Source organism: Actinoplanes siamensis, assembly GCF_016862395.1.
In the GTDB taxonomy this organism is placed as follows: Bacteria; Actinomycetota; Actinomycetes; order Mycobacteriales; family Micromonosporaceae; genus Actinoplanes; species Actinoplanes siamensis.
This window is the reverse complement of the sequence record NZ_BOMW01000029.1, coordinates 69,787-94,423: the sequence shown is the minus strand read 5'-3', so window position 1 is coordinate 94,423 and position 24,637 is coordinate 69,787. Positions and strand designations below refer to the sequence as shown.

The following is a 24,637-nucleotide window of genomic DNA, read 5'->3' as shown; positions in this document are numbered from 1 at the left end:
GCACCGGTGAGCGGGGCGAACGGGATCTCATCGCCCGACGGCGGCAGAAGGTGGAGCGATGAGATCCCGCGCTTCGGGAAGATCCGGTCCGGGACACGCCTGACCGGCGGCCGAACGGCGTGGCGGTACCGGTCCGCACGCCACGGCCCGGCGCCCCGGGTCACGCGGCGCAGCGGCGGCAGAGGATCGGGTGCAGCAGGTGGGCCAGGTCGTGGTGGTCGGTGACCGGGCGCGGGAAGGCCAGCCGGGCGCTGCGGGACCCCATCCGGACCAGGAAACCGTAGCGGTCCAGGCGTACCACCCGGGGCTCGTCCTCCGGGCGGGCGGCCTTGCCGAGCTGCCGGCGCACGTAGTCGCCCATCTCGGCCAGGTGGTGGTCGGCCAGGTCCGCGATCAGGTCGAACTCGACGGCGCGCAGCGGGTCCGGGGACGCCTCCGCGTAGTCGTCCGGGTCGATCTCCGCCAGGTTCTCGTTGCGCTCGAAGCGGACCTCCGCCACGTCCATCCGGTACAGCCCCTGGGTCCGACCCACGTCCAGCAGGTCACCGCAGGCGTCCGTGTTGGCGTAGTCCAGCGCCGCCGCGCGGGCCTCGTCCCCGCTCAGCCGTGACGCCCAGCCGGAGACCCAGACCCGGCCCAGCGCCGGCGACGAGGCCATCGGGGGCACGTCCCGGATGTCGAGGACCAGCGCGGTGTCGTCGTTGCCCGGCTGCGGCCGCAGCGCTGCGGAAAGCGTGCCCTCGGTGGGTACGAGCAGCAGCGGGCGGCCCTGCGTGTCGGTCACGTGCCGGACCGGGAGGGGCGCGGGGTGGCAGGCGATGTGGGCGACGGCGGGCAGGTGACCAGCGGCGAGCGTACGCGCGATCTCGGCGGGACTGGGTTGCATGACGAGCACCTCCGGGCACCGGTTAGGCTTACCTAAGTTAGGTAAGGCTAACCGTAACAGGAGATCCTGCGTGAACAACTCGCGACCCAAAGCCAAGCTCTCCCGGGCGCTCGGCATCCCGCTGACCCGCAAGTGCGTGAAGTACTTCGAGCGGCGGCCGTTTCCGCCGGGCGTGCACGGCCGTGGCCGGCGCAAGAGCTCGGACTACCAGGTGCGCCTGCTGGAGAAGCAGCGCCTGCGGCACCAGTACAACATCAGCGAAGTCCAGATGCAGGCCGCGTACGACGCCGCCCACCAGGCCGAGGGCAAGACCGGCGAGACCATGGTGACCCTGCTGGAGCGCCGGCTCGACGCGACAGTGTTCCGGGCCGGCCTGGCCCGCACCATCTACCAGGCCCGCCAGCTGGTGGTGCACGGTCACTTCACGGTGGACGGCAAGAAGGTGGACCGGCCGGGCTACAAGCTGAAGCCGGGCCAGGTCATCGAGGTCAGGGAGAGCAGCCGGCAGAAGCCGCCGTTCCAGATCGCGGCGACCGGCGCGCACATCGACGGGCCGACCGCGCCCTACCTGTCGACCGTGCTGGAGGAGCTGCGCGTCACCGTGATCCGGGTGCCGCTGCGCACCGAGATCCCAATCCTCTGCGACGAACAGCTGGTCGTCGAGTACTACGCCCGATAAGGCTCGTGACAACGCTGAGATGGCGGGCCTCTCGCCGCGGTCGCCCCTCACGAGGCGGCCGCGGCGAGCGACCCGCCATCTCACCGATCGAGACTGGTCAGCGTGTCTGTTCCAGCCAGCTGGCGTAGAGCTTGGCGTAGATCGAATCCGGCTCGGTGACAAGGCGCGAGTGCGGGCCGCGTTGCACGACGCGGCCCGCGTCCACCACGATCACCTCGTCGGCGGTCTCCGCGGTGGACAGTCGATGGGCGATGGCGACCGTGGTCCGCCCGCGCGTCACGAGGTCGAGCGCGTGCTGCAGACGCACCTCGGTGGCCGGGTCCACCGCGCTGGTCGCCTCGTCGAGCACCAGCAGGTCGGGATCGGCCACATAGGCCCGGACCAGCGCCACCAACTGCCGCTCCCCCACGCTGAGCGCCTCCCCGCGCTCGCCCACCGGGGTGTCCAGCCCCTCGGGCAGCCCGGCCAGCCAGTCCGCCAGGCCCAGCTCGGTGAACGCGTCCCGCAGCTGCGCGTCGGTGAGCGACGGCTCGGCGAACCGGATGTTCTCCGCGATCGTGGCGTCGAAGAGGAACCCGTCCTGCGGCACCATCACCACCCGCGACCGCAGCGACGAGAACCGCACCGAGGTCAGCGGCGTGCCGGAGAGCAGCACCTCGCCCTCGGCCGGGTCCATCAGCCGGGTCAGCAGTTTGGCGAACGTGGTCTTGCCGCTGCCGGTCTCGCCCACCACCGCGTACTTCCGCCGGGCCGCAAGATCAAGGTCAACGTCCGCCAGTACGACGGGTCCGCCCGGATAACGGAACGAGACGCCGTCGAAGCGCACGGAGAGCGGCCCCCCGGGCAGCGGCACCCCCCGCTCGTCCGGATCCGCCACGTCCGGCTCGACGTCCAGCACGTCCAGGATGCGACGCCAGCCGGCCACCGCGTTCTGCGCCTCGTTGAGCATGTCGGTGGCGATCTGCACCGGCTGGATGAAGAGCGTGACCAGGAACAGGAACGCGGTCAGCTGCCCCACCGTCAGATCGCCGTCCACGCCGAGCAGCACGCCCACGACCACCACGCCGGCCAGCGCCAGACCGGCCCCGACCTCGCCGCTGGAGAAGCTGGTCACGCTGGTCCGCAGGGCTTTCTGCTGGGCCACCCGGAGGTCCTCGATCGCGGTGTCCAGGCGGGCCTGGGTGCGGCCGGAGACGCCGTAGGCCCGGATCACCGTGGCGCCCACCACACTCTCCGCGATCGCCCCGAGCATCACCCCGGTCCGCTCCCGCGACGCCTGGTAGACCGCCCGCAGCCGCTTCTGGAACAGCCGGATCACGCCGACCGCCGGCCCGAACGCGATCAGCACCACCAGCGCGAGCTGCCAGGAGTAGACGAACATCACCAGCGCCGAGACCACCAACTGGCCCGAGGCGAGCATCAGCTGCATGCCGCCGTACTGCAGGAACTGCGAGATCTGGTCGACGTCGCTGGTCACCCGGGAAACCATCGAACCGCGCCGCTCGGACTGCTGGTGCAGCATCGACAGGTCGTGGATGTGCCGGAACGCCCGGGACCGCAGCCCGGCCAGCGCGGTCTCGCTGACCGTGAACAGCCGGCGGGTCATCAGGTACCCGCAGAGCGTGGAGACGAGCAACGCGCACAGCGTGACCGCCACGACCTCGCCGACCACGCCCAGGTCGGGGCCGCCGGCCGCGCGGACGCCGTGGTCGATGCCCTGCTGCACGGCGATCGGCACGGCCACCCGGCCGGCCATCTGCAACACGGCCAGCGCGACCGTGCCGCCCAGCCCGGTCCGCAGCTCCGGCGAGAGGGCCAGCCCGCGCCGGACGGTCGCCAGAGTCCCCTCGCTCATGCCGCCACCTCCGCTTCGCTCCGGCGCCGGCGCGCGCCGGGCACCGAGCTCACTGGTTCTCCGCCTTCTCGTACGCCGTGACCAGCTCCTGGTAGCCCTTGTGGAAGGTCATCAGCTCGGCGTGGGTGCCGGTCGCCACCACCCGCCCGCGCTCCAGGTAGACGACCTGGTCGGCGAGCGCGATGGTGGCCCGCCGGTACGCCACCACCAGGATCGACGCCCCCGCGTCCGCGCCGCGCAGCGCGCCCAGGATGGCCGCCTCCACCCGCGGGTCGACAGCGCTGGTGGCGTCGTCGAGCACCAGCAGCCGCGGCTTGCCGGCCAGCGCGCGGGCCAGCGTGAGCCGCTGCCGCTGGCCGCCGGAGAGCGAGGTGCCGCGCTCGCCGACCGGCGTGTCCAGTCCCTCCGGCAGGCCGGCGACGAACCGCTCGGCCTGGGCCAGCGCGAGCGCGCCGCGCACCGCGCCGTCGGTGACCGCCGGCCGGTCCAGGGCGATGTTGCCGCGGACCGTGTCGTCGAAGACGAACGGGATCTGCGGGACCAGGGCGGTCGCCGAGGCGAGCGCGGGGAGCGCCAGGTCGGGCAGTTTCACGCCGTCGATGCCGACCGTGCCGGACTCCGGGTCGACCAGGCGCACGGCGAGCGACGCGATCGTCGACTTGCCCGAGCCGGTCGCGCCGACCAGGGCGACCGTCCGGCCGGCCGGCACCGTGAAACTGACGTCGTGCAGCACCGGCGGGCCATCGGCGTACCGGAAGGTCACCCGCTCGAACCGCAACTCGGCCGGGCCCGCACCGGGCAGCGAACCGGCACCGTAGATCAGATCGCCCTCGGCCCCGAGCACCGCCTGCACCCGGTCCCAGCCGGCCACGCTGCGCGGCAGCTCGGCGACCACCCAGCCGATCGCGCGCACCGGAAACGCCAGCACGGTGAACAGGAAGGCGACGCTGACCAGGTCGGCCACGCCGATCGCGCCGGTCTGCAGGCGCCAGGCGCCGAGCAGCAGCACGGCCAGGGTGCCGAGGCTGGGCAGGCTGTCCATCAGCGGGTCGAACAGGCCGCGCAGCCGGCCCACCGAGATCAGCGCGTCGCGCAGCTCGTCGACGAAGACACCGAAGCGGCGCGACTCGTCGGCCTCCCGGCCCATCGTCTTGACCACCAGCGCGCCGTCGAAGCTCTCGTGCGCGACCGCGCTCACCTTGGCCCGGGTCTGCTGCGCCCGAATCTGCCGCGGCGACATCCGGCGCGAGTAGACCAGGTTGAGCCCGAACAGGGCGGGGAACAGCGTGGCGCCGACCAGCGCGAGCACCCAGTCGGTGGCGAACAGCGAGATCAGCGCGCCGATCAGCATCACCACGGTGCCGACCGCGAACGGCAGCGGGGCGATCGGCCCCCACGCCGCCTCGACGTCCGAGTTCGCGTTGGACAGCAGTGTGCCGGTGGCGTGCCGCTGGTGCCAGGCCGGCGGCAGCGCGAGGTAGCGCCGGGTGACCGCGGCGCGATAGCGCGCCTGCAGCCGGAACTGCATGTAGCCGGCGCCCAGCCGGCGGCCGAAGATGCTGGCCACGCGCAGGCCGCTGAGGCCCAGGAAGACCGTGGCGACCAGGGCGAGCTCGCGGGTGCTCGCGCGGCGCGCGGCGAGCGCGGGCACCACGATGTCGCCGATCACCCAGCCCACCACGTACGAGTTGGCGATGATCAGCAGGCCGAAGAGACTGCTGCCGATCGTGCCGATGGTGAAGAGCCGTGGCTCGGTGCGGATGGCGTGCCCGAGCACCCGCAGACCCCGCCCCAGCACGTCACGGCTGGCCCTGCTGCTGCTCATTTCCTACCTGACTGGTAAGCATTCACCGGGGGTTCCGGCCTTACCGATCCCATCCTGCCGAACGAGCCGCCACCAGCCCCAGTCTTTGCCCTGTGGCGACGATTACACCGGACCGCGCACGCGCATACCATCGGGCGATGAACGACTACGCCCGGCAGGACCGCCGGCTGCTCGCCGACCTGCTGCTCGGCGAGGGCCCGGACGCGCCGACGCTGTGCGCCGGCTGGACCACCCGGGACCTGGCCGCTCATCTCGTGGTGCGGGACCGCCGGCCGGACGCCTCGGCCGGGATGCTGATCCCCGCCCTGCGGCCGTACGGCGAGCGGGTGCGCCGGTCCACGGCCGCGTTGCCGTACCCGGAGCTGGTCGGCGAGGTACGCAACCCACCGGTGTGGAGCCCGGTCAGCAACCCGCTCACCGACGGGCTCGCCAACACGCTGGAGTTCTTCGTCCACCACGAGGACGTGCGCCGGGCCGCCCCGGGGTGGGAGCCGCGCCCGCTGCCGGCCGGACACCAGGCCGCGCTCTGGCGCGGCGTCAAGCTGGCCGCCCGGGTCGCGCTGCGCCGGCTGGGCGTGCCGGCCGAGGTGGTCGCGGAGGGCTTCCCGCCGGTGCGCACCGGGCCGGCGCCGCGGGTCCGGGTCACCGGGGACGCCGGGGAGCTGGCACTGTTCTTCTCCGGGCGGCAGCGGGCCGCCCGGGTCGCGATCGACGGCGACCCGGCGATCGGCGATCGGCTGCGCCGGGCCAAGCTCGGCTGGTGAACCGATTGGCCCGTGCCGGTCACACCGAATTGGCCACGACACGAGGGCCAATCGCGATCTAGGTTCGTCGCATGACCGCCCGACTCACGGTGTCCCAGGGCGCCGCGCTCTCCATCGGCGCCGTCCTGGGCACCGGCCTGATCTCCATGCCGGCCCTGGCCGCCGAGGCCGCCGGCCCCGCGTCGATGCTCGCCTGGCTCGCCCTGATCCTGCTCTCCGCGCCGCTGGCCTGGACGTTCGCCGCGCTCGGCGCGCGCTACCCGGACGGGGGCGGGGTGGCGACGTACACCGGGATGGCCTTCGGCCGGCGGGTCTCCGCCGCCGTGGGCTGGTGCTTCTACTTCGCGGTGCCGCTGGGCGCGCCGGTCGCCGTCTCCTTCACCGGCGGGTACGTGGCCGGCGCGCTCGGCGGCGGCCGGACCGCCGAGCTGCTCACCTTCCTCGGCGTGACGGCCACGGCGTACGCGATGAACTGGTTCGGCCTGCGGGTCTCCGGCCGGGTCCAGCTGGTGCTCACCGCCACCCTGGCCACGCTGCTGGTGGTCACCGTGCTGGCCGCGCTGCCGCATCTGGACCGGGCGAACCTGACCCCGTTCGCCCCGCACGGCTGGTCCGGGGTGGGCGCCGCGGCGGCCATCCTGGTCTGGGGCTTCGCCGGCTGGGAGGCGCTCTCCTCGCTGTCCGCGGAGTACCGCGACCCGCGCCGGGACGTGCCGCGGGCCACGCTGATCGCGGTGGCCGTGGTGGGCGTGCTCTACCTGGCGGTGGCCGCGGTCAGCGTGCTCGCGCTGGGGCCGGCGCTGGCCGGCAGCCGGGCGCCGCTGGCCGACCTGCTGGCGATCGGGGTGGGCGGGCCGGTCCGGGCGGTGACCGCTGTGGTGGCGGTGGTGCTGACGCTGGGCGCGGTGAACGCGTACTACGCCGGGGCGAGCCGGCTGGGGGTGGCTCTGGCCCGGGACGGCGCGCTGCCGGCCCGGGTGTTCGGGGACCGGCGCCGCTCCCTGACCTTCCTCTTCGTGACCAGCATCGGCTGCACGCTGCTGCCGCTCGCGCTGCGCACCTCGGCGCTGCTGGTGACCGGGTGCTTCACGCTGGTCTACGTGCTGGGCACGGCGGCGGCGCTGCGGTTGCTGCCGCGCGGCTGGTCGCGGGTGGTGGCCGGAGTCGCGTTCGTGGCGGTGTGCGGGCTGCTCTGGCTGAACGGGTGGCCTGCGCTGCTGAGCCTCGGGTTCGCCGGTGGCGCGCTGATCTACCAGCTGGGCTCGGAGAGACTCGCGCGGCGCCGCCAGGCCCTCGCCGATCCGGGACGGGTCGGCCGCGCCGGAGCCGAGGACCCGACCGGGGCGGTCCCCGCCGTAGCGGGGCAGCCAGTCGAGAGCTAGGCCCCGGCCACGCCGCCCCGGAGACGCCCGGGCCGGTGGCGAGCACCTGGCCGGGCCGGCAGCCGGTGGCCGGCGGCCCGGCGGCCGTCCGCGCTGGCGGCCCACAGCGCCCGGTACACCGCCACGGTGGTCCTGTCCTCGATCACCAGGTCCGCGTCTCGACGGTATGGGCAATCCGAGATGCGCGCCGGCAGCGACCCCGCACTTACGCTCGGCACAGCACTCGACACCAGGGGGATTCGGCATGAAGATCAGATATTGGACGATGTCGTTGCTGGTCGTGGTGGCCGGCGTGGCCGGGCCGGCGGCCGGCGGATCGGACGTCTCGCTGCTCGTCTCGCTACTCTGACCCTCGCCTGCGGGCCAGCTCGGCCGCCGTGATGAAGGCGTCCGGCCCCACCGTCCGGGTGCAGGCGTACGCTCCGGCGATCGTCGCGTCCTCGAGGCATTCGCCGTCGCCCTTCCCCGCTGCCCACCCGGCCAGGAAGGCGGCGGCGAACGCGTCCCCGGCGCCGTTGGTGTCCACGATGGGCGCGCCGGGGTCGGCCGCGTCGCGGTGCAGGACGCCGTCCCGGGTGATCAGATCCGCCCCGCCGGCGCCGTGGGTGACGACGACCTTCTCCGCCGGCAGTCCCGGATGTCCGAGACCGACCCCGCCGCCGGGGAGACGCCCCAGGTTCACCCCGCTGACGAAGACCAGATCCGCGCCGAGCGCGAAATCCCGGTGGTACGGGTTCCGCCCGTCCCAGTCGTGCAGATCTGTCGACACGGTCACCCCGGCCGCCCGCAGCGACGGCAGCAGATGCCGGGCCCAGTCCATGATCGTGACGTGCACGTGCCGTACCCCCGCGGGCAGCGGCCGGTAGAGCTCCTCCGGCAACCGGTAGCCGGGGACGTCCCGGCCGTCGTAGAGCGAGAGCCGCCGGCCGTCCGGGCTCATCAGGTTGACCGCCCGGCGGGTCCCGGCCGGGGCCGGCGCCGTGCGCAGCGGGATTTCCCAGTCACGGAACGCCGCGGCCACCCGCCGCCCCGGCCCGTCGTCCCCGATCGTGTCGATGACCTGCACCGACTCGCCCAGCGCGCGCAGTCCCAGGGCCACACACGCGCCGGTGTGCGAGACATGGTCCTCGATCGGCCCGCGCGGGCGTGCCGAGTCGGCCCCGAGCACCGGCAGACCGGCCACCGGGACCACGGTGTCGATGCCGGTACCGCCGATCACCAGGAAAGCCATCCGGCCACGGTAACGACTAGGATTGGCGCCAGTTACCGGGGCGCTCTAGCCGTGTCGTCGACCTCGCATTACCCTGCGGTAACAATGACGTTACGTCTCCCCGTTCAGGTTTTAAGGCGGCGCCTGATGGCTCTCGAGGTTCCCTACCGGTCGATCCCGGACATGCTCTTCCAGCGCGTGGCCAAGACACCTGACGCGCGGGCGTTCGCCGGGCCGGACGCCGACGACACCGGCATGGACTGGCTGACCTGGCGGCAGGTGGGCGAGCGCAGCAAGGCGATCGCGGCCGGGCTGCGGGAGCTGGGCGTCGGCCTGGAGGACCGGGTCGCCATCCTCTCCGGCACCCGCCTGGAGTGGATCCTCGCCGACCTCGGCATCAACGTGGCAGGCGCGGCGGCCACCACCGTCTACCCGACCACCGAGCCGGAGGACACCACGTTCATCGTGGCCGACTCCGGGTCCAAGGTGCTGATCGCGGAGAACCCGAAGCAGGCGCTGAAGATCGCCGGGGCGGAGACCTCGGTGACCAAGGTCGTGCTGATCGAGGGCCCGGCCGATGCCGGCGCCAGCCCGCCGCAGATCACCCTGGCCGACCTGGAGGAGCTGGGCGCCGCCGCGCTGCGGCGCGAGCCGGGACTGATCGACGAGGTGGTCGCCCAGCTCACCCCGGAGCACGTGGCCACCCTGATCTACACGTCCGGCACCACCGGCCGGCCCAAGGGCGTGGAGCTGCTGCACCGCGGCTGGACCTGGGAGGGCGTCGCGCAGGACCACCTGGGCCTGTTCTCCCCGGAGGATCTGCACTACCTGTGGCTGCCGATGTCGCACGCGTTCGGCAAGACGCTGCTCTGCGGCATCCTGCACGTCGGCGTCCCGACCTATGTCGACGGCCGGGTCGACAAGCTGGTCGACAAGCTCTCGCTGATCCGCCCCACGCTGATGTGCGCCGCGCCGCGCATCTTCGAGAAGGTCTACAACAAGACAGTCACCAGTGGCCTGTCCGGCGGCGGCCTGAAGCCGAAGATCTTCACCTGGGCGGTCGCCACCGGCAAGCGCAAGGTCGCGCTGGAGCAGGCCGGCAAGCCGGTCGGCGCGGTGCTCGCGGCGCAGTACGCGGTGGCCGAGCGCCTGGTCTTCAAGAAGCTGCAGGACCGCCTGGGCGGCCGGCTGCGCGTGCTGGTCAGCGGCTCGGCCGCGCTGAGCCGGGACATCGCCGAGTTCTTCGCCGCGGCGAACCTGCCGATCCTGGAGGGCTACGGGATGACCGAGGCCTCCGCGGCGAACTTCGTGAACCGTCGCGGCCGCCTGAGGATCGGCACGGTCGGCGAGGCGATCGGCGACCTGGAGGTGCGCATCGACACCGACGGCGAGGTGCTGATGCGCGGCGCGCCGGTGATGCGGGGCTACCACAACCTGCCGGAGGCCACCCGGGAGGCGTTCACCGAGGACGGCTTCCTGCGCACCGGCGACATCGGCGAGCTCGACGCGGACGGCTTCCTGAAGATCACGGACCGCAAGAAGGACCTGGTCAAGACGTCCGGCGGCAAGTTCGTCGCGCCGTCGGCGATCGAGGGCGCGTTCAAGGCGGTGTGCCCGTACACCTCGCAGGCGATAGTGGTGGGCCAGTCCCGCAACTTCGTCACCATGCTGATCACGCTGGACGAGGAGGCGATCACCGGCTGGGCCGCGGGCGGCCCGCTGGCCGGCAGGAGCTACGCCGAGATCGTCGCCGCACCGGAGACGCACCAGCTGGTCGAGGGCTACCTCGCCGAGCTGAACAGCAAGCTCAACCGCTGGGAGACGGTCAAGAAGTTCACCATCCTGCCGCGCGACCTGAGCATCGAGGCCGGTGAGATCACGCCGTCCATGAAGATCAAGCGGCGCAGCGTGGAGACGAACTTCGCCGAGTACATCGAGAAGATGTACGCGGGCTCGCTCGCCCAGATCTGATCCGTTCCGGCGGGCGGGCCGCTTCCGGCCCGCCCGCGACGGGCAGCGTCCGGACCAACGGCCATCAGGCCGGGCCGCATCGACGGCGCGGATGATTTCGCTGGTGTTCAACGGTCGGCACCGGCGAGGCCGGTCCCATCAGGCGGCGTGACATCGTCCCGGCCGTCGCCGTGGCGGCGGGCGCCGGCCCTGGGCGAGCCGGTGCACGCGGTCGACCTGGCCGGCGGCGTGCTGGTGATCGGCGGCGTGCTGCTGGGCCCGGTCAGGTCCCGGCCGTGCGCGAACCGCGGCTGGTTAGGGTGGGGGCATGACGGTCGCGGTGCGTGTTATCCCCTGCCTGGACGTGGACGCCGGACGGGTGGTGAAGGGGGTCAACTTCGTCGACCTGCGGGATGCCGGCGATCCGGTCGAGCTGGCCGCGGCCTACGACGCGGCTGGCGCCGACGAGCTGACGTTCCTCGACGTGACCGCCTCCTCCGACGACCGCGGCACCATGCTGGACGTGGTGCGCCGCACCGCCGAGACGGTCTTCATCCCGCTCACCGTGGGCGGCGGGGTCCGCTCGGTGACCGATGTGGACGTGCTGCTGCGGGCCGGCGCGGATAAGGTCGGGGTGAACACCGCGGCGATCAACCGGCCGGAACTGATCAGTGAGATCGCGGAACGGTTCGGCAACCAGGTGCTGGTCCTCTCGCTGGACGTGCGGCGGGCCGCGGGACAGCCGTCCGGGTGGGAGGTCACCACGCACGGCGGACGGCGCAGCGCCGGGCTGGACGCGGTGGAGTGGGCCGCCCGGGTGGCCGGCCTGGGCGCCGGGGAGATCCTGCTGAACTCGATGGATGCCGACGGCACCAAGGCCGGTTTCGATCTGGAGCTGATCCGCGCGGTGCGGGCCGTCGTGGGCATTCCGGTGATCGCCAGTGGGGGCGCCGGCGCGGTCGAACACTTCCCGCCGGCGGTCGAGGCGGGGGCGGACGCGGTGCTCGCCGCGAGCGTCTTCCACTTCGGCGAGCTGACGATCGGCCAGGTCAAGGAAAGCTTGCGGGCCGCTGGAAGCCCGGTCCGCTGAAAATCGATCGCTTCGGTACGAGCGGAGCCCCACGTCCCCGGCGATCGGGTGGCGAGCGTGCTCACGCCCGTACCGAAGCGGGAAGTCGAATTGATCAGCGGCCGTCGGCGAGCCGCAAGCTGTACTCCCGGACCGCGGCGGTGTAGGCCGCCTCGTCGAGCGTCCAATCGGTCCAGCCCGGCTGGGCGCCCCGGTTGAGCTGAGCCTGCAAGGTCATCACCGCGGACGACAGGCCGCTGAACGGGCGGGTCCGCCAGAGCTGCTCACCGGCCGGGGCGACCTCGATGATGTCGTCCTCGACAGTGATCAGGCCGGCGCCGGCCAGGCGGCGCACGGACTCCTGGAGATCGTCGCGGCTGGGCACGCTGTGGTGCAGGAAATCGGCAGCGGCCAGCAGGTCGGCGAGCGTCGCCCCGGACACCGGCAGCGCCGCGTGCAACGCCCGGTCGCGCTCCAGGCGCTCAGCGATGACCGCGGAGACGAAGATCCACGCGTCGTTCCAATTCCACCCGCCGGCCCCCATGCCGCAATGATGCCGTGCCGTCGCCATCCCGGGAAGTGAATGTGTCCGGATGATCACCGGCTGATGGCGAAGGTGGAAACAGGATCTTCACCCGCGATGACGGCATACACCGCGCATCAGGGCCGGCCGTCTCAGTGTGCGGGCACCGCGACGGCGTGCGCTTCCCGACCTGGCTCGCGGACCGTCAACCGGGGCAGGAAGAGGTGCACCAACGGGCCGATGGCCAGGGCGTACGCGATCGTGCCGAGCCCCGCGGTGCCGCCCAGCAGGATGCCTGCGCCGAGCACCGACAGCTCGATCCCGGTGCGGATCACCCGCAGCGGGACCCGGGGGAATCGCTTGGCCAGCCCGGTCATCAGACCGTCCCGCGGGCCCGGGCCCATCCGGCTGCCGATGTAGAGGCCGCTGGCGAAACCGTTCAGCAGGATGCCGCCGACCAGATAGCCGATCCGGGCCGGAATCGTCGCGCCGGTCGGCAGCACGGCCAGCGCCGCGTCCGCGGAGAATCCGACGATCAGCAGATTGGCCACCGTGCCCACCCCCGGGCGCTGCGGCAGCGGGATCCAGAGCAGCAGCACCGGGACGCCGACCAGCAGCACCACCCAGCCGAAGCTGATCCCGGTCACCTCGGACAGACCCTGGTGCAACACGTCCCACGGGTTGAGGCCCAGACCGGACTCCACCATCAGCGCCATGCTGACGCCGTAGAGGACCAGACCGGCAAGCAACTGTGTGACGCGGCCAACCAAGCTCATGCTGCCACTCTTGATGCCAATTCAGCGGTGTTAAAGTGCCAATTCTGGGGAGGTGGCCATGACGACGTCGGTCCGCGGGGAGCAATTGGCTCGTTTGCTCGGCCGTTGGCATTCGTTGCCGGGCCGCCACCGCAGTCCGGACTACGCCGCCCTGGCCGCCGCGGTGCGCGGCCTGCTCGCCGACGGGCGGCTGGCCCTGGGCGTGCGGCTGCCCGCCGAACGGGAGCTGGCCGAGTCGCTCGGCGTCAGCCGGACCACGGTGTCCGCGGCCTACCGCGCGCTGCGCGAGAGCGGTCACCTGACCAGCCGCCGCGGCGCCGGCAGCTGGACCACGCTGCCGCACGGACACCGGGTGGCCACCTCCGGCCTGTGGACCCCGGACGACGACCTCGACATGATCGACATGGGGGTGGCCGCGTCCGCCGCGCCGGTCGAGCTGGTGCCGGCCGCTCGGGCCGCCGCCGACGACCTGCCACGCTACCTGGGCAGCGCCGGCTACCACCCGACCGGCCTGCCCGAGCTGCGCGCCGCGGTCGCCGACAACTACACCCGGCGCGGGGTGCCCACCTCGGCCGAGCAGGTGCTCGTCACCAGCGGCACCCAGCAGGCCCTGGACCTGGTGCTCCGGCTCACCGTGCCGGCCGGCGCGCCGGTGCTGGTGGAGACGCCGACGTATCCGAACGCGCTGGCCGCCCTCTCCGCCCGGCGGGCCCGGATCAGCACACACGGGATGGACACCGCGACCGGGTGGGACGGCGAGATGCTGCTCGGCGCGCTGCGGCAGACCCGGCCCCGGCTGGCCTACGTGATCCCGGAGTTCCACAACCCGACAGGGCACCTGATGCCGGCCGGGCTGCGCGAGCGGATGGTGGCCACCGCGCACGCCTGCGGCACCGAGCTGGTCGCCGACGAGTCCTTCGTGGACCTGCCGCTGGACGACCCGGAGATGCCACCGCCTGTCGCGCTCTTCGACAGGCACTCCCGGGTGATGTCGATCGGCGGGATGAGCAAGCCGTACTGGGGTGGCCTGCGGATCGGCTGGGTGCGCGCGTCCGCCCCGCTGGTGCAGCGACTGGCCGCCATCCGGGTCGGCGTCGACATGGCCAGCCCGGTGCTGGAGCAGCTGGTCGCGGTGCACCTGCTGGACCAGGCGGCGTCGATCGTCGAGGCGCGGCGCGCGCAGCTGCGGTTCCGGCGCGACGCTCTGGTCACCGCGTTGCGGGAGCAGCTGCCGGAGTGGCGGTTCTTCGTGCCGGGCGGTGGGGTGACGCTCTGGGCCGAGCTGGACGGGCCGATCTCCAGCGCCCTGTCCCGCGCCGCCGAGGACGTCGGGGTGCGGCTCGCGCCGGGTCCGCGCTTCGGCCTGGACGGGACGCTGGAACGCTTCCTGCGGCTGCCGTTCACCCTGCCGGCGGACGACCTCACCGAGGCGGTCCGCCGCATCGCGTCGGTCCGCCACGACCTGGACCGCGCGGCCCGGCCGACCTGGCGCACGCCGGCCGTCATCGCCTGACGCCGCACCCACCCGGACCGGCCCCACGACGCCCGGCGCACCCGGACCGCCACCGCCTGACGTCCTGACCGGCGGATCACCATCCGCCCGGCGCGGCGCGGCGCGGCCGCCACCGCCGGCTCTCACGACCGGCCGCCACGACCCTCGGCCGCGCACACGGCGGAGCGATCAGGCCGGCACCGCGAGCGCCGCGCACACGGCGGAAGCGATACGCCGCACGTACCTGCAGACGATCAGGCCAGCGCCGCGAGCGCCTCACGCACGGTGAAGGCCCCGGCGTACAGCGCCTTGCCCGCGATCACACCCTCCACCCCGATCGGCTCCAGCGTCGCCAGCGCCCGCAGGTCGTCCAGCGTGGACACGCCTCCGCTGGCGATCACCGGCTTGTCGGTGGCGGCGCAGACCTCACGGAGCAGGTCCAGGTTCGGTCCGCGCATGGTGCCGTCCTTGGTGATGTCGGTGACCACGTACCGGGACGCCCCGGCCTTGTCCAGACGGGCCAGCACCTCGTAGAGATCGCCACCGTCCCGGGTCCAGCCGCGGGCGGAGAGGGTGCGGCCGCGCACGTCCAGGCCGATCGCCACCCGGTCGCCGTACTCCCCGCAGATGCGGTCGCACCACTGCGGGTCCTCCAGCGCGGCGGTGCCGATGTTGACCCGCTGGGCGCCGGTCGCGAGGGCCCGGGTCAGCGACTCGTCGTCACGGATGCCGCCGGACAGCTCCACCTTCACGTCCAGCCGGCGGACCACGTCGGCGAGCAGGCCGGCGTTGGAACCCCTGCCGAACGCGGCGTCGAGGTCGACCAGGTGCACCCACTCGGCGCCGTCGTTCTGCCAGGCCAGGGCGGCTTCCAGCGGGTCGCCGTAGGCGGTCTCCGAGCCGGCGGCGCCCTGGACCAGGCGGACCGCCTGGCCGTCGGCGACGTCGACGGCGGGCAGCAGTTGCAGGGTCACGATCTTCTCCTATGAACGGCGGCCGAGCACCACGACCACGAGGGCCGGGGCGGCGAGGACGAGCAGGACGGTGAGCAGGATCCGCAGCGCCTGGTCCGGGATGAACAACCAGACCGCGACGATGGCGAGCAGCGGCACGAGCACGATGCCGGTCCGCTGCGCCCGGCTGCGGCGGTACAGCCGGCCGGAGCTGCCGAGCCGGACGTGCGGCCGCAGACTCCGGATGATGGTGCGGCGACGCTGGCGGCGGGCGACCTTGCGGGCCCGTGCCGCTTTCTCCCGTTCCGCGACGGCGAGCCGGACGGCCCGCCGCCGGGCACGTTCCTTGCTCACGTCAGCGACGCGGCCCAGTTGCTGAGCAGCGCGTATCCGGCGTCGGCGGATTTCTCCGGGTGGAACTGGGCGACACTGAGCGCGCCCAGCTCGACGACGGCCGCGAACGGCTCGTCGTGGGCCGCGGTGGTCACCCTGGCGCCGGCTCCGCTCAGCAGATGAAGATCCTGAGCGGCGTACGAGTGAACGAAGTAGAACCGGGTGTCCGCGGCGACGTCGCCCAGCAACTTGGAGCCGAACGGCACGGTCACCGTGTTCCACCCCATGTGCGGGATGCGCGCGGCGTGCAGCCGGGTGACCGAGCCGGGCAACAGCCCCAGCCCCTTGGTCTCGACGCCGTGCTCCACCCCGGACTCGAACATGATCTGCATGCCGACGCAGATGCCCAGCACCGGGCGGCCCCGGGCGACCCGCTCGGCGATCACCGGTCCGGCGCCCAGCTCGTGGATGCCGGCCATGCAGGCGGCATAGGCCCCGACGCCGGGCACGACCAGACCGTCGGCCTCGGCGGCGGCGTGAAGGTCGCTGGTGACGACGACATCGACGCCGGTACGGGCGACGGCCCGCTCGGCGCTGCGCAGGTTCCCGGAGCCGTAGTCCAGGATCACCACCCGCGGGCTCATCAGAGCACGCCCTTGGTGGAGGGCAGCGCGCCGGCGTTGCGCGGATCGATCTCCACGGCCTCGCGCAGCGCCCGGGAGAACGCCTTGAACTGGGCCTCCACCACGTGGTGCGCGTCCGGGTGCCCGCCGGGGCGGCAGGCGCGCAGCACGTCCACGTGCAGCGTGACCTTGGCGGCGTGCCCGAAGGCCTCGAAGATGTGCCGGGTCATGCTGGTCGCGTAGACCGGCCCGATGTACGGCGTGAGCAGCGGCTCGTCGTGCACCACGTAGGGCCGGCCGGACAGGTCGACAGCCGCCCGGACCAGCACCTCGTCCATCGGGATGGTGGCCGATCCGTACCGCCGGATGCCGCGCTTGTCGCCGAGCGCCCTGGCGAACGCCTCGCCGAGCGCGATCGCGGTGTCCTCCATGGTGTGGTGCGAGTCGATCTCCAGATCGCCCTCGCAGCGCACGGTCAGGTCGAAGCCGCCGTGCTTGGCCAGCTGGTTGAGCATGTGGTCGTAGAACCCGACCCCGGTGCTCAGGTCGCCCTGGCCGGTGCCGTCGAGATCGATCTCGATCAGCACCTTCGTCTCGTTGGTGACACGCTCGATCCGGGCAGTGCGGCTCACCGAGCCTCCTCACTTCGTTCGTCGGCAGTGTGAACCGCTGAAGCGGCGCCGAGTGGGATGCGGTCGCTCCGCCCGCTCACGACAGGATCTCCTCGGCGGCGGACAGGAACGCGGACGTCTCGGACTCGGTGCCCGCGGTGACCCGGAGCCAGCCGGTCAGCCCCACGTCGCGGATCAGCACCCCGCGGTCGAGAAACGCCTGCCACGCGGCTCTCTGGTCGTCCCCGGCCCGGAAGAGCACGAAGTTCGCGTCGCTGTCGGCCACCCGCACCCCACGCGCCCGCAGGGTGGCGACGATGCGGTCGCGCTGCTCCTTGATCGCCTCGACGGTCGTCAGCAGCGAGTCCCGGTGCACGACGGCGGCACGCGCGGCGGCCTGCGTGATCGCGGACAGGTGATAGGGCAGGCGGACCAGCTGGACGGCGTCCACCACGGCCGGGTCGGCTGCCAGATAGCCCAGCCGGCCGCCGGCGAAGCCGAACGCCTTGCTCATCGTCCGGCTCACCACCAGCCGCGGGTGGCCGGGCAGCAGGGTCAGCGCGCTCGGCGTGCCGGGGCGGGCGAACTCCGTGTACGCCTCGTCGACGATCACCATGCCCCGGGCGCTCGCCAGCACCGCGTCGATCACGGCGGGGTCGAGCGCCGTGCCGGTCGGGTTGTTCGGCGAACAGACGAAGACCAGGTCGGGGTCGTGCTTCTCGATCTCGGCCACCGCCCGGCCCGGATCCAACCCGAAATCCGGGTCGCGCAGAGCGCCGATCCAGCGCGTGCCGGTGCCCTGGGCGAGCAGCGGGTGCATCGAGTAGGACGGGCCGAAGCCCAGCGCCGACCGGCCCGGCCCGCCGAACGCCTGGAGCAGTTGCTGCTGCACCTCGTTGGAGCCGTTGGCCGCCCACACGTTCGCCGTGGTCAGGCCATGGCCGAGATAGCTTGCCAGCTCGGCCCGCAGGGCGATCGCGTCCCGGTCCGGGTAGCGGTTGAGGTCGTGCAGCTCGGCCTGGACGGCCTTGCCGATCGCGTCGACCACGTCGTCCGGCACCGGGTACGAGTTCTCGTTCGTGTTCAGCCGCACCGCGACGTCCAGCTGCGGCGCGCCGTACGGCGACGTGCCGCGCAGGTCGTCCCGGATCGGCAGATCGTCGATGGAGGTCATCGGCCGGGCCTCCCGCCCGGCTGCTCCGCCTCGGACCGGAAGCGCGCCCGCACCGCGTCCCCGTGGGCGGGCAGATCCTCCGCGTTGGCCAGCGCCACCACGTGCCCCGCGACGTCGCGCAGGGCCGCCTCGTCGTACTCGATGACGTGGATGCCGCGCAGGAACGACTGCACCGACAGCCCGGACGAGTGCCGCGCGCAGCCCGCGGTCGGCAGCACGTGGTTGGAGCCGGCCGCGTAGTCCCCCAGCGACACCGGCGACCAGGCGCCCACGAAGATCGCGCCGGCGTTGCGGACCCGCATGGCCCACTCCCGCGCGTCCCGGGTCTGGATCTCCAGGTGCTCCGCCGCGTAGGCGTCGACCACGGTGAGCCCCTGCTCCAGGTCGCCGACCAGCACGATGCCGGACTGCTCGCCGCCCAGCGCGGTGCGCACCCGCTCGCCGTGCTTGGTCGCCGCCACCTGGACGGCCAGCTCGGCCTCGACCGCGTCGGCCAGCGCCGGCGAGTCGGTGACCAGCACGCTCGCCGCCAGCGGGTCGTGCTCGGCCTGGCTGATCAGGTCGGCCGCGACGTGCCGCGGGTCGGCCGTCTCGTCGGCCAGGATGGCGATCTCGGTGGGTCCGGCCTCGGCGTCGATCCCGACCGTGCCCTGCAGCAGCCGCTTGGCCGCGGTGACCCAGATGTTGCCCGGCCCGGTGATCACGTCGACCGGCTCGCAGTGCTCGAAGTCGCCGGCGGCCTCCACCGGCGTGGCGGCGCCGCGCGACCCGTAGCCCAGCATCGCGATCGCCTGCGCGCCGCCCACCCCGTACACCTCGGTCACGCCGAGCAGCGCGCACGCGGCCAGCACCCGGGAGTCGGGCAGGCCGCCGTTCTGACTCTGCGGCGGGCTCGCGACGACCAGGCTCTCGACGCCTGCCTCCTGGGCGGGAACCACGTTCATCACCACGGTGGACGGGTAGACCGCCAGGCCGCCGGGCACGTAGAGCCCGACCCGGCGCACCGGCACCCACCGCTCGGTCACCGTGCCGCCGTCGACCACCGTGGTCGTGACGTCGGTGCGGCGCTGGTCGGCGTGCACCCTGCGGGCCCGCTTGATCGACTCCAGCAGCGCGGCGCGGACCTCGGGGTCGAGGGTCTCGGCGGCTGCCGCGATCGCCTCGGCCGGCACCCGCAGACGCTCCAGCCGCATCCCGTCGAATCGCTCGGTGGCCTCCCGGATCGCGCTGAACCCATGCTGATGGACCGCCTCGACGGTCGGGCGGATCCGCTCGACGGCCACGGACACGTCGAGCTGGGCACGGGGCAGCAGGCCGCGCGGGTCCCGGTGGGAGCCGCGCAGGTCGATCCGATTCAGCACGCGCCCAGTCTAGGCGGCCGCGCCGACAGGTTTCGCCCGTGCGGCCCCGGCCCAGGCGTTGAGACGCGCAGGTCACATTTTCCCGCTCCGGCACTTCCGCCGGTACGGCCGCGGCCCGGTGCCGTACCCCGCCGACGATCTTTTCCGGCGCCGCAGCGGCCCCCGCCGATCGGCGGGTTGACCAAGGTCAGCGGACGGCTAGGCTGAACGCGTGAGCGATCGGCTGCCGGTCTTCCCGCTGAGCACGGTGCTCTTCCCCGGTCTGGTGCTGCCCCTGCACATCTTCGAGGAGCGTTACCGCGCTCTCGTGCGGGAGCTGGCGGCCCGCCCGGCCGAGCCGCCGAGCGAGTTCGGCGTGGTCACCCTCCGGTACGGCAGCGAGGTGACGCCCGACCCCGGCGACGGCCCGGCCCCGGAGCCCGCCCCGGTCCGTGCCGCCGATCTGTACGAGGTGGGTTGCACCGCCGAGCTGCGGCACGTCTCCGAGCTGCCGGACGGCCGGTTCGACATCATGACCGTCGGCCGGCGCCGCTTCCGGGTCCTCGAGGTCACGCAGGGCGCCGAGCCGTATCTGACGGCGCGCGTCGAGTGGCTCTCCGACGACGAGGCCCCGGACGAGACGGCCGAGCTGCTGCGGCCCCGCGTGCTGGCCGCCTTCCAGACCTATCTCGAGCTGCTCCGGCCGAACGCCGAGATCCTCGACCAGTTGCCGGACGACGCCACAGTGCTCTCCCACCTGGTCGCCGCGACCGCGCAGCTCACCCTGGACGAGCGGCACGCTCTGCTGGCCGCTCCGGACACCGCCGCCCGACTGCGCGCCGAGCTGCGGCTGCTCAACCGTGAGGCTGGTCTGCTGGCCCGGGTACGGGCGGTGCCGGTGCCGCTGTCGGATCTGGCCCGGCCGGCCAGCCCGAACTGAACGGCGGCCCGGCGAGCGGCGGCTGGTGGTCGTACTGCCCGTGGTTGGGGCCGTAGCCCGGCTGCGCGCCGGGCTGGTCCAGATCCGGGTCGTTGGACCAGCCGGCCAGCAGGGTCAGCACGATCACCGCGACGAACGCCGGCACCAGCGTCGGCCCGACCGAGTGCAGGGCCGGCGGCGCCAGGTACGTCGCGCCCTGCGCGGCCGTGGCCCGCCAGCTCTCGTACGCGTCCTTGCCGATCAGCTCGCCGAGTGGCACCGCGACCAGGCGCACCGCGGCCCAGGATCCGGCGACCACGCCGAGCAGCAGCGCCGGCCCCCGGTCGCGGCGCAGCACCAGCCAGGCGAGGACCGCCACCAGCAGGCCGAAGCCGATCCCGAGCAGGGTCAGCCAGCCGTCGGCGGCGATGTACTCCTCCGGCGACGGGTCGTTCACGACGATGCCGCCGGCCCCGGCGTCGATCACCGGCACGGCGGGCGCGAGCGCGTGCCAGAGCAAGCCCAGCGGCGCGCCGAGCAGCGTGATCACCGCGGCGCTGCCGAACCCGGCGGACAGCGTCCGCCGCCAGGACCGCCGGCTGCCGGGCTGGAGCCGCCACCAGGACGGCCCGTCCGCCGGCTTCTCCATCACGACCGGCGGCGGCGGTGTCGGGGGCTCGTCTGCTTGCACCCTCTGATCCTCCCAGATCCGCCTGTGATCAGGCGACGGCCGCGGGTCCGAGGATCATCTTGAGGTCGGCACGCAGCGCGGGCGTCGGCGCCACCCGGGCGGCGACCAGCCGCACCACAGTGGTCCGCTTGCCGTTCTGCAGGTGGACGTGCACCTCGGTGTCGCCCGGGTGGCTGACCAGGATCTCCTTGAGTTCGTCGACCAGTGGCGGGGTGACCCGGGTGATCGGCATGGTGAGGACCACCGGCTTGCTGTCCGGGTTGTGTGAGATGTCAGGGATGGACATGTCCATCGCCATGATCCGCGGAGTGTCGTCGCGCCGGTCCACCCGGCCCTTGACCACCACTATCGCGTCCTCGGCGATGTACTGTCCGACCAGCTCGTAGGTGTTCGGGAAGAACAGCGTCTCGACACCGCCGGCGAGGTCCTCGACGGTGGCCGAGGCCCACGCCCGGCCCTGCTTGGTGATCCGGCGCTGCACCCCGGTCAGGATGCCGGCGATCGTGACCACCTGGCCGTCCTGGACCGAACCCTCCTCGTTGAGCGCCGCGATGCTGATGTCCGCGTTGCTCTGCAGCACCTGCTCCAGCCCGGCGAGCGGGTGGTCGGAGACGTAGAGGCCGAGCATCTCCCGCTCGAAGGTGAGCTTGTCGCGCTTGTCCCACTCGGAGTCGCCGATGGTCGGCATCGCCACCGTGGCCGAGGAGCCGCCCGGAGTGTCGCCGAACGCGCCGAACAGGTCGAACTGGCCGGCCGCCTCGTTGCGCTTGACCCCGGCGTACGCGTCGATCGCCTCGGCGTGCACGGCGAGCAGCCCCTTGCGGCTGTGCCCCATCGAGTCGAACGCGCCCGCCTTGATCAGCGACTCGATGGTCCGCTTGTTGCAGGCCACCGCGTCCACCTTGGAGAGGAAGTCGTAGAAGTCGGTGTAGTCGCCCTTCTCCTTGCGGCAGCGCGCGATCGCCTCCACCACGTTGGCGCCGACGTTGCGCACCGCGCCCAGGCCGAACCGGATGTCCTTGCCGACCGGGGTGAACGGGCCGGACGACTGGTTCACGTCCGGCGGCAGCACCTGGATGCCCATCCGCCGGCACTCGGCCAGGTAGACGGCCATCTTGTCCTTGTCGTCGCCGACGCTGGTGAGCAGGCCGGCCATGTACTCCGCCGGGTAGTGCGCCTTGAGGTACGCCGTCCAGTACGACACCAGCCCGTACGCCGCGGAGTGCGCCTTGTTGAACGCGTACCCGGCGAACGGGACCAGCACGTCCCACACCGCCTGGATCGCCTCGTCGGAGTACCCGTGCTGGCGGCAGCCGTCGCGGAACGGGATGAACTCCTTGTCGAGGATCTCCTTCTTCTTCTTGCCCATCGCCCGGCGCAGCAGGTCGGCCTGGCCCAGCGAGTAACCGGCGAGGATCTGCGCGGCGCGCTGCACCTGCTCCTGGTAGACGATCAGCCCGTAGGTCGGCTCCAGGATCTCCCGCAGCGGCTCCTCCAGCTCCGGGTGGATCGGTGTGATCTCCTGCAGCTTGTTCTTGCGCAGCGCGTAGTTGGTGTGCGAGTCGACACCCATCGGGCCCGGCCGGTACAGCGCCAGCACGGCGGAGATGTCCTCGAAGTTGTCCGGCTTCATCAGCCGCAGCAGCGACCGCATCGGGCCGCCGTCGAGCTGGAACACACCGAGCGTGTCACCGCGGGCGAGCAGCTCGTACGCCGCCTTGTCGTCCAGCGGCAGGGCCAGCAGGTCCAACGGCTCGCCGTGGTTGAGCGCGATGTTCTTGTTGGCGTCGTCGATGATCGTCAGGTTCCGCAGGCCCAGGAAGTCCATCTTCAGCAGGCCGAGACCCTCGCACGTGGGGTAGTCGAACTGCGTGATGATGACGCCGTCGCTGGCCCGGCGCATCAGCGGGATGTGGTCGATGATCGGCTCGGCCGACATGATCACGCCGGCCGCGTGCACACCGGTCTGCCGGATCAGGCCCTCGATGCCGCGGGCGGTGTCGATCACCTTCTTGACGTCCGGGTCCGTCTCGTAGAGCGAACGGATCTCACCGGCCTCGTTGTACCGCTTGTGCTCCTTGTCGAAGATGCCCTCGAGCGGGATGCCCTTGCCCATCACGTCCGGTGGCATGGCCTTGGTGATCCGGTCGCCGACGGCGAACGGGTAGCCCAGCACGCGGGCCGAGTCCTTGATGGCGGCCTTGGCCTTGATCGTCCCGAACGTCGCGATCTGGGCGACCTTGTCCTCGCCCCAGCGCTCGGTCACGTAGCGGATGACCTCACCGCGCCGGCGCTCGTCGAAGTCGATGTCGACATCCGGCATCGAGACCCGCTCGGGGTTGAGGAACCGCTCGAAGATCAGGCCGTGCGGCAGCGGATCGAGGTCGGTGATGCCCATCGCGTACGCGATCAGGGAGCCGGCCGCGGAGCCACGGCCCGGCCCGACGGCGATGCCGTTGTTCTTCGCCCACTGGATGAAGTCCGCGACGACCAGGAAGTACGCCGGGAAACCCATCTGGATGATCACGCCGAGCTCGTACTCCGCCTGCTTGACGTGGGTGTCCGGGATCCCGCCCGGGAAGCGCTTGCGCAGCCCCTCGAACGCGACGTGCCGGAAGTACTCCTCCTCGGTGAACCCGTCCGGGATGGGGAACCGGGGCATCAGGTTCTTGAACTCGAACATGCCCGCGACGTCCACCTTCTCGGCGACCAGCAGCGTGTTGCGGCAGCCCTCCTGCCAGGCCTCGGAGGAGTCGACCGCGCGCATCTGCTCGGCGGACTTCACGAAGTAGCCGTTGCCGTCGAAGCGGAACCTGTTCGGGTCGGCGATGTTGCTGCCGGTCTGCACGCAGAGCAGCACGTCGTGGGCCTCGGACTGGGCTTCGTACGTGTAGTGCGAGTCGTTGGTCACCAGCGGCGGGATGTTCAGCTTCCGGCCGATCTCCAGCAGGCCGTCACGGACCCGTTTCTCGATCGACAGGCCGTGGTCCATGATCTCGAGGAAGTAGTGCTCCCGGCCCAGCGCCTCCTGGTACATCGCTGCGGACTTGAGCGCCTCGTCGAACTGGCCCAGCCGCAGCCGGGTCTGCACGGCGCCGGACGGGCAGCCGGTGGTGCCCATGATGCCCTCGGCGTGCTCCGCGATGATGTCGAAGTCCATCCGCGGGTACTTGCCGAGCTGGCCCTCGATGGAGGCCCGGGAGTTGAGCCGGAACAGGTTCTTCAGGCCGACCGCGTTGCGTGCCCACATGGTCATGTGCGTATACGCACCGTTACCGGAGACGTCGTCGCTCTTCTGCTCCGGACGGCCCCACTTGACCCGGCTCTTGTTCAGCCGCGACTCGGGAGCGACATACGCCTCGACGCCGATGAGCGGGGTGATGCCGGCGTCTTTGGACTGCTTGTACATCTCGAAGGCGCCGTGCATGTTGCCGTGGTCGGTGATCGCCGCGGCCGGCATGCCGAGCCGCTTGGCCTCACCGATCAGTTCCTTGACCCGGGCTGCTCCGTCGAGCATCGAATACTCGGTGTGAACGTGCAGGTGCACGAAGGAGTCTGACACCGGGCCCCCTCTTCTGTTGG

General features: G+C 72.3%; 21 protein-coding genes. 7 read left to right on the top strand and 14 right to left on the bottom strand.

The window, feature by feature from the left end; all coding sequences use genetic code 11:
* Window positions 1-160: 160 nt before the first annotated feature.
* Window positions 161-886, bottom strand: coding sequence for a DUF2470 domain-containing protein (locus Asi03nite_RS16500; RefSeq protein ID WP_203680713.1), 726 nt, complete (start codon window positions 884-886; stop codon window positions 161-163).
* A gap of 70 nt (window positions 887-956) precedes the next feature.
* Here Asi03nite_RS16500 and rpsD point away from each other — a divergent pair, with 70 nt between their 5' ends.
* Entirely contained in the window at window positions 957-1,565 is a 609-nt protein-coding gene (gene rpsD, locus Asi03nite_RS16495) for a 30S ribosomal protein S4 (protein WP_203680712.1), read from the top strand.
* A gap of 97 nt (window positions 1,566-1,662) precedes the next feature.
* Here rpsD and Asi03nite_RS16490 read toward each other — a convergent pair whose 3' ends face one another.
* Both Asi03nite_RS16490 and Asi03nite_RS16485 read right to left on the bottom strand, forming a co-directional pair.
* On the bottom strand, window positions 1,663-3,420 hold the full coding sequence (locus tag Asi03nite_RS16490) for an ABC transporter ATP-binding protein (RefSeq protein WP_203680710.1): 1,758 nt from the start codon (window positions 3,418-3,420) through the stop codon (window positions 1,663-1,665).
* A 49-nt stretch (window positions 3,421-3,469) separates the two neighbouring features.
* A complete protein-coding gene (locus Asi03nite_RS16485) occupies window positions 3,470-5,245 on the bottom strand; it encodes an ABC transporter ATP-binding protein (RefSeq protein ID WP_203680709.1) in 1,776 nt (591 codons plus the stop codon).
* 137 nt (window positions 5,246-5,382) lie between these two features.
* On the opposite strand from Asi03nite_RS16485, the gene Asi03nite_RS16480 reads away from it, so the two are divergent.
* Both Asi03nite_RS16480 and Asi03nite_RS16475 read left to right on the top strand, forming a co-directional pair.
* Window positions 5,383-6,009: a TIGR03085 family metal-binding protein gene (locus Asi03nite_RS16480; protein ID WP_203680708.1), complete on the top strand. Its 627-nt coding sequence runs from the start codon at window positions 5,383-5,385 to the stop codon at window positions 6,007-6,009.
* Between the two features lie 71 nt (window positions 6,010-6,080).
* Complete coding sequence (locus Asi03nite_RS16475) at window positions 6,081-7,391, top strand: APC family permease (protein ID WP_203680707.1); 1,311 nt, start codon at window positions 6,081-6,083, stop codon at window positions 7,389-7,391.
* 340 nt (window positions 7,392-7,731) lie between these two features.
* Here the strand turns inward: Asi03nite_RS16475 and Asi03nite_RS16470 are convergent, their stop codons facing one another.
* Window positions 7,732-8,622, bottom strand: a complete 891-nt coding sequence (locus Asi03nite_RS16470; RefSeq protein ID WP_203680706.1) for a carbohydrate kinase family protein — start codon at window positions 8,620-8,622, stop codon at window positions 7,732-7,734.
* 126 nt (window positions 8,623-8,748) lie between these two features.
* Here Asi03nite_RS16470 and Asi03nite_RS16465 point away from each other — a divergent pair, with 126 nt between their 5' ends.
* Window positions 8,749-10,572 (top strand): AMP-dependent synthetase/ligase, encoded by a 1,824-nt coding sequence (locus Asi03nite_RS16465; protein WP_203680705.1) that lies wholly within the window; start codon window positions 8,749-8,751, stop codon window positions 10,570-10,572.
* A gap of 307 nt (window positions 10,573-10,879) precedes the next feature.
* The gene (gene hisF / locus Asi03nite_RS16460) at window positions 10,880-11,641 is read left to right on the top strand and encodes an imidazole glycerol phosphate synthase subunit HisF (RefSeq protein ID WP_203680703.1); all 762 of its coding nucleotides are present in this window, start codon (window positions 10,880-10,882) and stop codon (window positions 11,639-11,641) included.
* A gap of 94 nt (window positions 11,642-11,735) precedes the next feature.
* Here the strand turns inward: hisF and Asi03nite_RS16455 are convergent, their stop codons facing one another.
* Complete coding sequence (locus Asi03nite_RS16455; RefSeq protein ID WP_203680701.1) at window positions 11,736-12,164, bottom strand: hypothetical protein; 429 nt, start codon at window positions 12,162-12,164, stop codon at window positions 11,736-11,738.
* 131 nt (window positions 12,165-12,295) lie between these two features.
* Complete coding sequence (gene yczE / locus Asi03nite_RS16450) at window positions 12,296-12,919, bottom strand: membrane protein YczE (protein ID WP_203680700.1); 624 nt, start codon at window positions 12,917-12,919, stop codon at window positions 12,296-12,298.
* A gap of 58 nt (window positions 12,920-12,977) precedes the next feature.
* On the opposite strand from yczE, the gene yczR reads away from it, so the two are divergent.
* Window positions 12,978-14,432 carry a MocR-like transcription factor YczR gene (gene yczR, locus Asi03nite_RS16445; RefSeq protein ID WP_203680699.1) on the top strand — a complete coding sequence of 485 codons (1,455 nt, stop codon included), beginning with the start codon at window positions 12,978-12,980 and terminating at the stop codon, window positions 14,430-14,432.
* Between the two features lie 233 nt (window positions 14,433-14,665).
* Here yczR and priA read toward each other — a convergent pair whose 3' ends face one another.
* The 6 genes from priA to hisD form a co-directional block, all read right to left on the bottom strand.
* Window positions 14,666-15,385 (bottom strand): bifunctional 1-(5-phosphoribosyl)-5-((5-phosphoribosylamino)methylideneamino)imidazole-4-carboxamide isomerase/phosphoribosylanthranilate isomerase PriA, encoded by a 720-nt coding sequence (priA, locus tag Asi03nite_RS16440; protein ID WP_203680698.1) that lies wholly within the window; start codon window positions 15,383-15,385, stop codon window positions 14,666-14,668.
* Between the two features lie 9 nt (window positions 15,386-15,394).
* Window positions 15,395-15,718, bottom strand: coding sequence for a hypothetical protein (locus Asi03nite_RS16435; RefSeq protein ID WP_203680697.1), 324 nt, complete (start codon window positions 15,716-15,718; stop codon window positions 15,395-15,397).
* Window positions 15,715-16,341, bottom strand: coding sequence for an imidazole glycerol phosphate synthase subunit HisH (gene hisH, locus Asi03nite_RS16430; protein ID WP_203680696.1), 627 nt, complete (start codon window positions 16,339-16,341; stop codon window positions 15,715-15,717). Before hisH ends, Asi03nite_RS16435 begins: the two co-directional genes overlap by 4 nt.
* The gene (hisB, locus tag Asi03nite_RS16425) at window positions 16,341-16,952 is read right to left on the bottom strand and encodes an imidazoleglycerol-phosphate dehydratase HisB (RefSeq protein WP_203680695.1); all 612 of its coding nucleotides are present in this window, start codon (window positions 16,950-16,952) and stop codon (window positions 16,341-16,343) included. Before hisB ends, hisH begins: the two co-directional genes overlap by 1 nt.
* 76 nt (window positions 16,953-17,028) lie before the next feature.
* A complete protein-coding gene (locus tag Asi03nite_RS16420; protein WP_203680693.1) occupies window positions 17,029-18,105 on the bottom strand; it encodes a histidinol-phosphate transaminase in 1,077 nt (358 codons plus the stop codon).
* Window positions 18,102-19,466 (bottom strand): histidinol dehydrogenase, encoded by a 1,365-nt coding sequence (hisD, locus tag Asi03nite_RS16415; RefSeq protein ID WP_203680691.1) that lies wholly within the window; start codon window positions 19,464-19,466, stop codon window positions 18,102-18,104. Before hisD ends, Asi03nite_RS16420 begins: the two co-directional genes overlap by 4 nt.
* 211 nt (window positions 19,467-19,677) lie before the next feature.
* On the opposite strand from hisD, the gene Asi03nite_RS16410 reads away from it, so the two are divergent.
* Window positions 19,678-20,385, top strand: coding sequence for an LON peptidase substrate-binding domain-containing protein (locus tag Asi03nite_RS16410; protein ID WP_203680689.1), 708 nt, complete (start codon window positions 19,678-19,680; stop codon window positions 20,383-20,385).
* On the opposite strand, the gene Asi03nite_RS16405 is transcribed toward Asi03nite_RS16410, so the two are convergent.
* Window positions 20,300-21,055 (bottom strand): hypothetical protein, encoded by a 756-nt coding sequence (locus Asi03nite_RS16405; protein ID WP_239102727.1) that lies wholly within the window; start codon window positions 21,053-21,055, stop codon window positions 20,300-20,302. The genes Asi03nite_RS16410 and Asi03nite_RS16405 overlap by 86 nt on opposite strands.
* 28 nt (window positions 21,056-21,083) lie before the next feature.
* Window positions 21,084-24,617 carry a DNA polymerase III subunit alpha gene (dnaE, locus tag Asi03nite_RS16400; protein WP_203680687.1) on the bottom strand — a complete coding sequence of 1,178 codons (3,534 nt, stop codon included), beginning with the start codon at window positions 24,615-24,617 and terminating at the stop codon, window positions 21,084-21,086.
* Window positions 24,618-24,637: the final 20 nt, after the last annotated feature.

What these genes read in the sequence shown, in the direction of transcription:
- Asi03nite_RS16485 (WP_203680709.1), bottom strand. Translation starts at nt 5,245, where the DNA reads ATGAGCAGCAGCAGGGCCAGCCGTGACGTGCTGGGGCGGGGTCTGCGG.
- Asi03nite_RS16490 (WP_203680710.1), bottom strand. Translation starts at nt 3,420, where the DNA reads ATGAGCGAGGGGACTCTGGCGACCGTCCGGCGCGGGCTGGCCCTCTCG.
- Asi03nite_RS16475 (WP_203680707.1), top strand. Translation starts at nt 6,081, where the DNA reads ATGACCGCCCGACTCACGGTGTCCCAGGGCGCCGCGCTCTCCATCGGC.
- Asi03nite_RS16455 (WP_203680701.1), bottom strand. Translation starts at nt 12,164, where the DNA reads ATGGGGGCCGGCGGGTGGAATTGGAACGACGCGTGGATCTTCGTCTCC.
- hisF (WP_203680703.1), top strand. Translation starts at nt 10,880, where the DNA reads ATGACGGTCGCGGTGCGTGTTATCCCCTGCCTGGACGTGGACGCCGGA.
- yczR (WP_203680699.1), top strand. Translation starts at nt 12,978, where the DNA reads ATGACGACGTCGGTCCGCGGGGAGCAATTGGCTCGTTTGCTCGGCCGT.
- Asi03nite_RS16500 (WP_203680713.1), bottom strand. Translation starts at nt 886, where the DNA reads ATGCAACCCAGTCCCGCCGAGATCGCGCGTACGCTCGCCGCTGGTCAC.
- hisH (WP_203680696.1), bottom strand. Translation starts at nt 16,341, where the DNA reads ATGAGCCCGCGGGTGGTGATCCTGGACTACGGCTCCGGGAACCTGCGC.
- Asi03nite_RS16480 (WP_203680708.1), top strand. Translation starts at nt 5,383, where the DNA reads ATGAACGACTACGCCCGGCAGGACCGCCGGCTGCTCGCCGACCTGCTG.
- Asi03nite_RS16470 (WP_203680706.1), bottom strand. Translation starts at nt 8,622, where the DNA reads ATGGCTTTCCTGGTGATCGGCGGTACCGGCATCGACACCGTGGTCCCG.
- Asi03nite_RS16465 (WP_203680705.1), top strand. Translation starts at nt 8,749, where the DNA reads ATGGCTCTCGAGGTTCCCTACCGGTCGATCCCGGACATGCTCTTCCAG.
- Asi03nite_RS16420 (WP_203680693.1), bottom strand. Translation starts at nt 18,105, where the DNA reads ATGACCTCCATCGACGATCTGCCGATCCGGGACGACCTGCGCGGCACG.
- yczE (WP_203680700.1), bottom strand. Translation starts at nt 12,919, where the DNA reads ATGAGCTTGGTTGGCCGCGTCACACAGTTGCTTGCCGGTCTGGTCCTC.